Origin of the sequence: Peribacillus sp. NPDC101480 (genome assembly GCF_050277335.1) — a bacterium.
Lineage (GTDB): Bacteria > Bacillota > Bacilli > Bacillales > DSM-1321 > Peribacillus.
In genome coordinates this window covers 238,291-250,386 of record NZ_JBNNSB010000006.1, presented here as the reverse complement: position 1 = coordinate 250,386, position 12,096 = coordinate 238,291, and the positions used below count along the sequence as shown (strand labels likewise).

The window sequence follows — 12,096 nt, the reverse complement described above, 5'->3', positions numbered from 1 at the left end:
ATAGGCCTTTTAATAACGAATGTTTTTGGTTCATCCAAGCTTTTTCAGACCCACTTCTTAAAAGGCGGTATACTTTGAGGGAATTTAAACGTATTGCATGGATCATATCTCGTTTTAACTTCCCGAAGCCGCTTGAAATTTTCTCCATAGTACGCAGTTGGCCAATCTTCGATGAGGATATCCGGCCAATTCACGTAGTCACCTGTAGTATATGGTGACAATGCGCATTTAAGTTCTTTGATCCACTGGATGTTTTGCCGCTCTTCTTCTGGATTCGTCCATGTAGCCAGATACTCCTGGGCGATGATGGCATCCCGATAATAAAAAGCCGTTTCATTTGGGGACACACGGCCAACTGCCCCTCCTAGGGATTGGTGCCAAATGGCTGCATTTTCATTTGGAGCGTTTTCCAGAAAATGCTTCATCGTCAAGATTGCTTGCCGTTGAAAAGGTTTTTCAATGAAGGACCCCGACCGCTTGCGATGGGCCGGTCGATTTCCACTTGGATCATTAAAGAATTGCACAGCATCAATGTACGGGACTTCCTTTATCATGGTATTTGTTGGAAAACCCGCTCTCGTCAAAGGCTTTAGAAGCTGCTGCAACCTATATGATGGCCCAACAAATTCACCTTGAGCGATAATTTGGTTTACTTCCTTTGACTTGAATTCGATTTCTGAAGTTAAACACTCTTCAACTTGAGGGGCCCAATCCTGCCAGGCTTCAAACACCGCTTCAAAATCTTCCCATCCCCATGTGACGGAGAAAATCGATACCCTTGATACGGGGTGTACCCGAAAGGTAAGAGAAGTGACTATGCCAAAGTTTCCCCCTCCACCCCCGCAGCATGCCCAAAATAAATCACTATTAATTTTCCTATTTGCTTTAATAAGTTTGGCGCCCCTCTTTCCGCACGCCCTTACCATTTCTATTTCAAGCAAATTGTCACAAGTAAGTCCAAAGCGTCTCGATAACATGCCTATTCCACCGCCGAGCGTAAGGCCTACAAGACCAACACCGCTTTCGGTTCCAGCCGGAAGCGTCGTGCCATACTTCCATAGCGTATTATATACTTGACCTAAATCAGCTCCGGCTTCGATTTTTGCAATCATTTTTTCACGGTTGACCTTGATATTGTACATTTCACTTATATCAATGATTAGACCGCCATTCACTAATGAAAAATTTTCATAACTATGCCTGCCGCTCCTAACCCGGAAAGGTGTATGATTTTCCCGGGCCCACTTCAATGAATTCAATACATCATTGGAATTCTGACAAAACACAATGACCTTTGGAAATTTAGAAAAACTTAAGTTATTATTTATCCTGGCCTGCTCATACTCAGCATCATTAGGTGTAACGACCCGCCCGGTAAGCTTTGTTCTTTCCAAAATATACCCCCTCCCTCGGGTAAAGATGATGTTACATCCTATGAAAAAGTCTGTCAGGAAGACACATTCCATAAGCGTCCCACTGCTGGCATCCCTTGTTACGGGGACTAATTAGCTTTACTCGTGAGATTCGCTGATTTACTCGTGAGTTTCGCCATTTTACTCGTGAATTCCACCACTTTACTCGTAAGTTTTGCCGTTTTACTCGTGAATTTCGCCATTTTACTCCTGAATTCCAACAATCACCAAAGACAAAAAAGCCCTTCTCGAATTAAGAGAAGGGCTTTCCGATAGAGTTTCTTATCCAGAAATTTCATCATCGGATTTAACATCCAATGGTGTTCGTTTATCCATTTTCAGCATGTAATAACTTGCTACGACCAAGGCTAGGAAAACGATCCCGACAACCAAGGAAATCCGGGTACTAGGATTGATCCACATACCGACCAACACCATCAGTAAGAAGGCAATTGTCGCATAGTTACTGTAAGGGGCCAAAGGCATCTTGAACGGATGTTTCTCCATTTCAGCGGCATTTACCTTTCTGAATTTAAGCTCACTGATAAGTAAGACAAACCATGGAATCATCCCGGGTAATACACTCGCACTGTACACATAAAGGAATAATTGCGGCGGTGCAAGGTAATTCAGGATAACCCCGATGCCCAATCCTAATAGTACAGCGATCGTACAATATGCCGGCACTCCATTTTTAGATACTTTAGCAAAGACTTTTGGAGCTTGGCCATTCAATGCAAGTGTGTAAAGCATACGCCCTGCACTGAAAATCCCACTGTTGCATCCAGACATTGCCGCTGTGATTACGACAAAGTTGATGATTCCTGCTGCTGCTGTGATACCTATTTTAGCAAAGGTTGAAACGAATGGGCTTCCTAAGTCATCCAGTTGATCCCAAGGGAAGACTGTCACGATGACAAATATGGCACCAATATAGAAAATTAATATACGCCATATGATTGATTGGATAGCTTTTGTTACGGTCTTCCTTGGATCTTTCGCTTCTCCGGCTGTGATGCCGATAAGCTCAACGCCTTGATAGGATGCCACGACAAGGGAAAGCGCAAAGAAGAATCCTGTCCAGCCTCCCGTAAAGAAGCCGCCATTTTCCCATAGATTCGATAATCCAATCGCATCCCCGCCATTCCCTATTCCAAAGAAGATAAGGCCTAGGCCGGCAACGATCATCAATATGATCGTTATGATTTTTATAAGTGCAAACCAGAATTCAAATTCCCCGAAGGATTTAACTGAAATGAGGTTGGCCGCCCCCAAGATGATCATGGCGACCACACCTGGTATCCAAGCCGGTAAATCCGGGAACCAATATTGCATATACAACCCAACCGCGATGATTTCGGACATTCCGACGATTACCCATTGAAACCAATTGCTCCAAGCAGTCATATAACCTGCCAAAGGATGTATATAGCTGCTCGCAAAGGTTGCAAAAGAACCTGTAGTCGGTTCTAAATAGAGCATCTCACCCATGGAACGCATGATGAAAAATATAAAAATACCTGCGATGGCATAAGCAAGCATTACAGAGGGCCCGGTCCATTTGATCGTGCTCGCCGATCCCATGAATAACCCGACACCGATGGTTCCGCCCAAAGCTATCATTTGAATGTGACGTGCTTCCAGCCCTCTCTTTAATTCCTTGTTCGACATGTTTAACTCCCCCAGATGCAATATCGGTAATGCTTTTCCATCCTTAACACGAACGACTCTCTATTAATTATTGCGGTTAGAAATGCTTTATCGAAAAAAATATCAATAACACTTCAATTATGTTTTCTTATCTTATAATAGTAAATATTCTGTAAAAATACAATTGTATTTTTGAAATAAACAGTTACCAAATATATCTTGGCAATTTCCCTTATCTAAAAATATCATTTCAAAAAAATGATGTTCAATATTTCATAATAGTGATCATCCAAAAAACAAATTTTTCAAGTACCTTAATAAAAATTAAGACCACTATAAAACTACAGCTATTGCCGTTTTCACTTCAAAAAAAACTTGTTGACCTTCCGAAAAATAGATGATAGAATTCCAATATTATTTTATAAGCATAATGAATGATTCAGCAGTGGTAGATTATCACTGACAACATTTATTCACAACCGCATACAAGCAAGCGATGAATGCTATGGATGACACTATAGCAGGAGCAGCTTCTGGAGAGACTGTACAAGTTGCAGCGCCGAAGGATTCACAATCTCAGGCAAAAGGACAGAAGAGTAACGAATGATAAAATTGTTATTCTGAACCCTTTAAGAGATTGGTATTATCCAATCTCTTTTTTTATTGTCCATTTTGTGGTTGGACTAAAAACAACAGCTTTAAAACCAATGGGAAAGGCAAGCTGGACGAAAAAATCAGTCCCTCTCTCCAAGACCATTCAGATAAATTCATTCACTACCAAGACTATAAAAAGACGGGGGAGTAAGAATTGGCAAAACAAGAATTAAAAAGAGATTTAAAAAATAGACATGTACAACTGATCGCAATAGGAGGAACCATTGGCACCGGATTATTTTTAGGTTCCGGAAAAGCCATACAATTAGCAGGACCTTCCATTTTATTTTCCTATCTGATAATAGGGATTGCCTTGTTTTTTGTGATGAGGGCACTAGGGGAATTGCTCTTATCCAATGCAGGGTATACATCATTCACTGAATTTGCAACCGAATATGTCGGTCCATGGGCCGGCTTCGTGACAGGGTGGACATATTGGTTCTGTTGGATCATGACCGCAATGGCCGATATCATAGCTGTCGGCGTCTATATGCAATATTGGTTCGATATCCCTCAATGGATTCCGGCTCTAATATGCCTAGTCATTCTGTTAGGATTGAACCTTTTGACCGTTAAGTTATTTGGTGAATTGGAATTCTGGTTTGCCATCATTAAAGTAATCACGATCATCGCCTTGATCGTCGTGGGGATCATCCTTTTGATCATCGGCTTCAATACCAATAGCGGAACGGTTTCCCTAACGAACCTATGGAATCATGGGGGCATGTTCCCTAATGGCATTTCTGGATTCCTATTATCTTTACAGCTGGTCGTCTTCTCATTTGTCGGTGTCGAATTGGTCGGGGTTTCCGCAGCAGAAACGGCAAACCCGAGAAAGAACATTCCATCTGCCATCAATAAAATCCCTGTCCGGATTTTACTTTTCTATGTTGGTGCACTATTCGTCATTCTCTGCGTCAACCCATGGACACAACTGGATGCCACGAGCAGCCCATTTGTAGAGGTCTTTGCGTTAATCGGCATTCCTGTCGCTGCAGGGATCATCAACTTCGTCGTTTTGACATCCGCTGCTTCTGCATGCAACAGCGGTTTATTTTCAACGAGCCGAATACTTTATACGTTAAGCAGGAATGGCGAAGCCCCTGCTAAACTGGAAAAATTAAATAAACAGGCTGTTCCGAGCAATGCCTTATTAACATCCACAATCGTTGTATCAATAGGGGCTTTATTAAGCAAACTGATACCTGAACAGGCATTTACCGTCGTGACGACCATCAGTGCCATCTGTTTCATATGGGTATGGAGCATTATCTTGATTTCCCATATCAAATATTCGAAAACAAGGCCTGACCTAAGAGCGAAATCGACTTTCAAGGCTCCTTTTACACCCTTTGTCAATTACGCCATATTAGGATTATTCCTGTTCATCCTTATTGTTATGCTATTCGCTGAAGCTACACGACTATCACTGCTCTTGACCCCAATCTGGTTCATACTTTTGGTAATACTATATAATTCTCGGAAAAAATATAGCTAAAGGAAATAAAGCCTTGAACTCACTATGAATTCAAGGCTTTATCTGTTTTATGAACATATCATTGTTCGGCTGTCTGCGCACAGTTGCTCAAATATATCAGGCAACTGCATTAAATTTTATATCAAAATAGTGTAAGCTAATATATATTATCGGAACTTTTCCGTCATGTATGAATTTTTCATCCCGGTTTGGTTCACCCATCCATCAGTGGCATTGAAGAATAAACCCCATTGGTGGGCGTTTCACTTTATTAAAACGGAGGGGTTTGTTTATGAAGATTATATATATTCTTACTCTAGTTCCTTTTATAGGCATACTAGGATTTCTGCCTTTTGTTAATAAAATAGAACCATATGTATTAGGGATGCCTTTCAATATGTTCTGGATGGCTATGTGGGTGGTCCTTACCTCTGCCATACTGGGCATCATGTATAAGCTGGATCCCAGGAATCGGGAAGGTGACCAGGAATGAATATTGCTCTCTTAATCATTTTAGCATTTTTACTTCTATCGATATTTTTAGGCATACGCTCTTCAAAAGGAAAAGATATGGACTTGGAACAATGGACGGTTGGCGGACGCGGTTTTGGTGCGATATTCGTCTTTCTGCTGATGGCTGGGGAAATCTATACGACCTTCTCCTTTCTTGGCGGCAGCGGCTGGGCTTATGGCAAGGGCGCACCCGCTCTATACGTTCTAATTTACATTACTTTATCTTACGTATTATCCTATTGGCTCCTACCGGAAATATGGAGATATGCCAAGGAAAATAAACTGATGTCTCAATCCGATTTCTTTGTAAGCAAATATAAGAGTCCCGGTTTAGGAATTTTGGCTGCGCTTGTCGGTGTGGTGTCGATGATTCCAGTGATCGTCGTGCAGCTGAAAGGATTGGGGATCATTGTCTCAGAAGCATCTTATGGTGCCATCTCTATGTCTGAGGCAGTTTGGATGGGGGCGATCAGCCTTACCATTTATGTGATGATCTCCGGTATACACGGTTCAGTTTGGACAGCGGTCATTAAAGATATAATGATGGTCGCCATAATAGGATTTTTGGGGATTTATCTGCCGATTCATTACTTTGGCGGATTTCAGCCGATGTTTGAAGCGATTGATGCGGCCAAGCCTGGTTTTCTTAAGTTCCCAGATCAGGGACTTAGCGTATCATGGTTCATCTCCACGGTAATATTACTCGTATTCGGTTTCTATATGTGGCCACAAGTTTTCAGCGCTGTTTATTCAGCACGCAGCGGCAAGGTATTTCGAAAAAATGCAATCATCAGCCCTTTATATACACTCATGCTGTTATTCGTCTTTTTTGTTGGGTTTACAGCAATATTGAAAGTGCCCGGACTCGTTGGGGCAGATGCAGACCTGTCATTGCTGCGCCTTTCGATCGAGACCTTTGATCCATGGTTTATAGGCATAATCGGCGGAGCTGGATTATTGACTGCATTGGTGCCGGGATCCATGCTTTTGATGAGCGTCGCTACACTGCTCGCGAAAAACGTCTATAAGGAATTTGCACCTGCAGTATCCGATCGCCATGTTGTACGATTGGCAAAGTTCCTTGTTCCAGTCATCGCCCTTATAGCCGTCTACTTCACCTTAAACGGCGGCGAAACGATGTCAGCATTAATTCTTATGGGATACAGTCTAATCACACAGCTTTTCCCGTCCCTGCTCTTTAGTCTGAAAAGGAATAATCCGATCAATAAATTTGGCGCAATCTCCGGCATCATTTCAGGATTGGCCATCGTAATTTGCATTACACTCAGTCATTCGACAATAGGGACCTTGTTTCCATCCTTGCCGCAAGCAGCGAAAGATTTGAATGTGGGAATCATCGCATTGGCAGTCAATTTCATTGTGATGATCGCAGTAAGTCTGGCTTTCAGAAAGCAAGCGATTCAGTTGGAACCTAAATCCGTTAACGAAATATGAAGAAACTTTGAAACCGGTTATTTTGGATAAATAAACATCGGAAGGCTCAGTCAAAAGACTGAGCCTTCCTTATTATCGGCATCCAAGCAAAGTGTCCTTTTTCTCAATATTGTTTATAGGAAACCTCATTTTAGACTATTAATCTTTTCTGTTTATAAACAAATCCCCTATTTTAACTAATAAATACAACGAAAAAATAATCATCAAGGTTCTGGATACTACCAGACCATCAATAGCTAAATCATATCCACCTCTTAATAAAACTTCCGGATTCAAACAAAAAGTAATCGATATTACGAAAGCTATTAAAATCAGGAAAACACCGAACTGAGATCTATTTGACATTAACATTCCGCCTTATATTATATATTTTCCAAATAATAGCATTATTTTTTAGAAATAATCTACATTCATTATCACTAGGGATATCTCAGTTGCAATAAAAATCCAAAATAAATAGCCACCCTGATAGAATGACTATATATCTTAAAATATGAAGCTTTCTCAGTAAAATTCATCGAATTGCTTCCGAGCCAACAAAAAATACTCTCTTCAGAAGGTTCATGCTTTTACTCGTGAGTTTCATGCGCGTCAAGACTCATTTCCCTTTAACAACATACCTTTAGTAATCCACTAAAGCCTTCCTGCCATCATTCAATGCTTTGACCATTTCCTTGTATTCCTGCAAATCATGTTCCTGTTTTTGTTTTCTATTTACAATCATTCTCGTAACCTCTTTTGGGGAGGGCCCGCCTTGAATGCTTCTGATTTCCACAAAATATTCGGGAGAGATTATTTTTTTCCATTCATCTTCTGCTATGTTCACTGAAACGAATTCATTGATGATCTTGTTGATTTCTTTTGTGTCCCAATCATATAGCTCTTTCCCTTCACTAATTGACCGTTTTGCAATATGACTGGCTATGGAGTGGGCTTTTCTAAAGGATATGTCGTAATCTCTTGATAGGGTATCCGCTAATTCAGTAACCGTTATACTGGATTTTGCGGCCATTTTCTTTGTGTGTTCTTCATTTACTTTCAAGGTTGACATGACGGCATACATTAGTTTCATGACACGTCCTGCATTCGAAAAAGCCCGATATAAATGCGGCTGTAAATCATCTTCCGTATCGACGATATCACCAAATGGTGTATTGTGGATCATATTCATTGCAGCATGTGCATCACCATACGCACTGCTTGCAATCGAACGGGAATGTTCAATGGAGACTGGATTTCTTTTTTGCGGCATGATGCTGCTCACTTGAACATAAGGGTCCGCCACATGAAAGGTTCCAAACTCCCTTGTCACATGCTGCAGGAAGTCTTGAATCCATCTTCCTGTATTGACCATGCACGTCATGATGGCAGTTGCGGTTTCCAATAAATAATCCGCCCCGCCAATCGAGTCATAGGAATTCTCAATCACCGAATCAAATCCAAGCAGTTCAGCCGTACGGTTCCGGCTGATCGGAAAACCGGTGGTCGTTAACGCGGCCGCGCCCAAAGGGGATTGGTTAACCGTTTCATAGGCTGCCCATAACCGGCCAATATCCCTTTGAAGCACATCATATATTGCCAAAAAGTAATGTCCTATCGTAGTCGGCTGAGCCGGTTGGGTATGCGTGTAACCAGTTATATAGGTTTCTGTATGTTTTTCAGCCTGCACCAAGAATGCTTCACTCAATTGGTTTGCATAGCCAATCAATTGGAGTAGATGACCTCTTAAAACAAGCCGGTACATGGCGACTCCCATATCATTACGACTGCGGCCGATATGAATCTTCCCTGCAAGTTCATGACCGATTTCCTCACCGATCTTTGCCTCCATCATGAAAAATAAGTCTTCGAACTGGGGCTGATAGGTCAACTGCGCTAGATCTGTTTGAGCCACTTTCCGAATCCCATCAAGCATGGTCTTCGCCTCTTCTTCTTTAATGATCTTTTGTTCCGAAAGCATGATGACATGTGCCCGATGAATATCGAACATTGCATGAAATAAGTAATCTCTTTGATCATTAAAAACAGGCATCAGAAGCTCTCTAGCATATGTTTTTCCGGGAAAGGCACTACCTTCATTTTTGATAAATTCTTCAAGCCTGCTCATCTTTTAACCTCCGATTTATAAAGCTCTTTCCGCTTTGATTCCAAAAAACTTGTTCGAAATAAAGAGAACGATTACAATCAGCGTGATTTGAATCATCCCATAGGCAGCTGCCTGCCCCATATTGAACATCCGAAGCTGATTCATGATTTCAATGGATATGGGCCTGTTAGAAATTGTGTACAACAGGACCGACGTCGGGAATTCCCCCACAGATTCGATAAATGCCAATAATGTCCCTGATAAAACACCAGGCATAATAATAGGAAATATGACTTTTCTGAAGGTATAAAACCACTTTGCCCCCAAGTTTCTGGCTGCTTCTTCAATCGAGTCATCCAGCTGCTCCAGAACGGCGTTAGTCGAACGGACAACGAGCGGAATATGCCTGATGAAATAGGCAAGCGGCAAAATCCAAAATGTTCCTACCAAAATTTGACCAAAGGAAAAAACGCTAGGTTCATTGAATGCGAATATCAAGTTCATCCCTATGACCGTTGCAGGCAACGCCCAAGGAATCATGACTAGAATATCGACAAAGCTTTTCCCGACGAATTTCCGTTTGACAAGTACATAGGACGCTATGACCCCAAACACCAGATTTGCCAACGTAGCAATAACCGCCATCAGTAAACTATTTCGTAACGGTTTGAAGATATTAGGGTCTTCAAACAAAAGCCGGTAATTTTCCATATTAAATACTGTTGGATATGTTTGAAATGTCCAGGTTCCATCCGGCACAAGTGAAAGCAATAGAATCGTAAAGTGCGGTAATAGCAGAATGATTACGCCGATGATACCCGTTAAGACCATCACCCATTTCACAAACGGGTTTCTCACTTCACTCCTGTGTGCGCCAATTCCTTTCGAAGCCATGCGATAATCCTTCCTATTTTGATACCAACGCATGAATAATAGAAATGAAATCGAAACGATGGATAGAATGACGGATTGAGTAGCGGCAATTTCCATATCACCATTGATTTTTGAAAAATAAATTTGCAGGCTCAACACCCTATATCCGCCAGCTAATAAAAACGGGGCACTGAAAGAAGCCATCGATATCATGAAAACAAGTAGAGAAGCGGCTACGATGGCAGGTGTCAATAATGGAAATGTCACCTTCCAAAAAACCTTGATTTTATTTGCGCCTAAGTTATAAGCCGCTTCTTCAAGGGAAGGATCTATTTTGTTGATTGCAGCGGATACGGTCATATAAAAATAAACATACATCGTATAGGCATGTACGATAAGGATTCCCGATACCCCGCCAATCTTGAATGGAACCTTCTCGAGACCAAACAGGTCCTTGATGGCATTTGGAATCAATCCCGATTCTCCATATAAAAACATAAAGGCCATGACCCCTACCAATGATGGAAGGACAATAGGCAAAATCGCTGCTGAAGAAAAGAAGCTTCTGCCGGGAAAATCGTAACGGTTAAAAATGAATGCGAGCGGAATGCCAATCAAGGCACTGACCAATACACTCAATAAGGATATATAAACAGAATTCCATAGAGCCTCTAAGTTCGTTTTCGATTCCTGTACGAAGAAGTCCTGATAATTTCCAAGGGATATCGTTCCGTCTTTTTGCAGACTTTCTATAAAGGTCCTCAACGATGGGTAGAGTACATAAGCTACTAGCACCAATAAAACTGGTATAAGGAGCCAAACCGTCAATCTCGTATCTCGATTTTTAATCATGGAGCATCACCACTTATGATGGGAATAAGACACAGCTGTTTCTCAGGAAGCTGGACATACACTTCCTTTCCTTGATAAAAGTATCCAAAATCATAAGTGTTAAATACGTCGACCCTTAGTAACACGTCTTGAACATCCACCATGACATTCACAACAGATCCAAAGAATTGGACGGAATTTATTTTACCTTTAAAGATATTCTTTCCTTCCTCGATCACATCCAGAATTCTGATTGCTTCAGGACGAATCGAAACAGCAAGGTCAGCATCACTCTGTATGATTGAAATTCCGTCCCTAGCTTGATTTTCCACCTTCAATTTAATCGGTTTTTCACTATTTTTAAGGGCAACCTCTATATTATCTTGTTGGACTTTTTCGACTTGAACGGGCAATAGATTAATCTCACCTATAAAACTCGCCACAAAATCATTGGCCGGCCGATTATAAATTTCTGCCGGCGTCCCGACCTGGTGACATACACCATAATTGAACACAGCGATCCGATCACTCATGGATAAAGCCTCAGCCTGATCATGTGTGACATATATGGTGGTAATCTTATAGTCACGCTGCAGCCTTAAGATTTCCACTCTCATTTCATCACGAAGCTTGGCATCCAGATTACTTAATGGTTCATCCAGCAGTAATATCTCCGGTTCAATGACCAGTGCTCTCGCAAGGGCCACCCGCTGCTGCTGCCCTCCGCTTAACTGGCTCACTTGACGATTCGAGTAGCTCTCCAGCCTTACCTTTTGGAGGGCATCCAGCACTCTCCTCTTTAAGTCAACAGAAGAAACCTTTCTCACACGCAAGCCAAACGCTACATTTTCAAAAACAGTCATGTGGGGAAAGAGGGCATAGTTTTGAAAAACCATGCCTGTATTTCTTTTCTCCGGAGGTACACGCGTCATATCTTTGTCGCCAAATCGGACGACACCTTTTGTTGGATAATAAAAACCGGCAATCATCCGAAGCGTTGTCGTTTTACCGCAGCCGCTTGGACCAAGAAAGGTAAAAAACTCACCTTCTTTGATGTCCAGATTTAAATGGTCAACAGCTATCGTTTTCCCGAAGGCTTTTTGGACATTCTCTATTTTTATTGACGCCATCCCAACGACACTTCC

General features: G+C 41.7%; 9 protein-coding genes and 1 riboswitch. Of the genes, 3 read left to right on the top strand and 6 right to left on the bottom strand.

What is annotated here, in order from left to right:
• Nucleotides 1-44: 44 nt before the first annotated feature.
• Together ACQKMF_RS20410 and ACQKMF_RS20405 are read right to left on the bottom strand one after the other, a co-directional pair.
• On the bottom strand, nucleotides 45-1,394 hold the full coding sequence (locus ACQKMF_RS20410; protein ID WP_402944354.1) for an FAD-binding oxidoreductase: 1,350 nt from the start codon (nucleotides 1,392-1,394) through the stop codon (nucleotides 45-47).
• 300 nt (nucleotides 1,395-1,694) lie between these two features.
• Nucleotides 1,695-3,083 carry an amino acid permease gene (locus tag ACQKMF_RS20405; RefSeq protein WP_101224842.1) on the bottom strand — a complete coding sequence of 463 codons (1,389 nt, stop codon included), beginning with the start codon at nucleotides 3,081-3,083 and terminating at the stop codon, nucleotides 1,695-1,697.
• A gap of 502 nt (nucleotides 3,084-3,585) precedes the next feature.
• Nucleotides 3,586-3,664: riboswitch (glycine riboswitch) on the top strand.
• A 206-nt stretch (nucleotides 3,665-3,870) separates the two neighbouring features.
• Here ACQKMF_RS20405 and ACQKMF_RS20400 point away from each other — a divergent pair.
• The 3 genes from ACQKMF_RS20400 to ACQKMF_RS20390 all read left to right on the top strand — a co-directional run bounded on the left by ACQKMF_RS20400 (nucleotide 3,871) and on the right by ACQKMF_RS20390 (nucleotide 7,161).
• Nucleotides 3,871-5,214, top strand: coding sequence for an amino acid permease (locus ACQKMF_RS20400; RefSeq protein ID WP_230177817.1), 1,344 nt, complete (start codon nucleotides 3,871-3,873; stop codon nucleotides 5,212-5,214).
• Nucleotides 5,215-5,485: 271 nt separating this feature from the next.
• Complete coding sequence (locus ACQKMF_RS20395) at nucleotides 5,486-5,686, top strand: DUF3311 domain-containing protein (RefSeq protein WP_048685209.1); 201 nt, start codon at nucleotides 5,486-5,488, stop codon at nucleotides 5,684-5,686.
• A complete protein-coding gene (locus ACQKMF_RS20390) occupies nucleotides 5,683-7,161 on the top strand; it encodes a sodium:solute symporter family protein (RefSeq protein WP_101224844.1) in 1,479 nt (492 codons plus the stop codon). Before ACQKMF_RS20395 ends, ACQKMF_RS20390 begins: the two co-directional genes overlap by 4 nt.
• Before the next feature lie 138 nt (nucleotides 7,162-7,299).
• On the opposite strand, the gene ACQKMF_RS20385 is transcribed toward ACQKMF_RS20390, so the two are convergent.
• From ACQKMF_RS20385 to ACQKMF_RS20370, 4 genes are all read right to left on the bottom strand, one after another.
• Nucleotides 7,300-7,506 (bottom strand): hypothetical protein, encoded by a 207-nt coding sequence (locus ACQKMF_RS20385; RefSeq protein WP_427574669.1) that lies wholly within the window; start codon nucleotides 7,504-7,506, stop codon nucleotides 7,300-7,302.
• Nucleotides 7,507-7,783: 277 nt separating this feature from the next.
• Entirely contained in the window at nucleotides 7,784-9,268 is a 1,485-nt protein-coding gene (gene argH / locus ACQKMF_RS20380) for an argininosuccinate lyase (protein ID WP_427574667.1), read from the bottom strand.
• 15 nt (nucleotides 9,269-9,283) lie between these two features.
• The gene (locus ACQKMF_RS20375) at nucleotides 9,284-10,972 is read right to left on the bottom strand and encodes an ABC transporter permease (RefSeq protein ID WP_230177822.1); all 1,689 of its coding nucleotides are present in this window, start codon (nucleotides 10,970-10,972) and stop codon (nucleotides 9,284-9,286) included.
• A complete protein-coding gene (locus ACQKMF_RS20370; protein WP_427574664.1) occupies nucleotides 10,969-12,081 on the bottom strand; it encodes an ABC transporter ATP-binding protein in 1,113 nt (370 codons plus the stop codon). Before ACQKMF_RS20370 ends, ACQKMF_RS20375 begins: the two co-directional genes overlap by 4 nt.
• Between the last annotated feature and the right edge of the window lie 15 nt (nucleotides 12,082-12,096).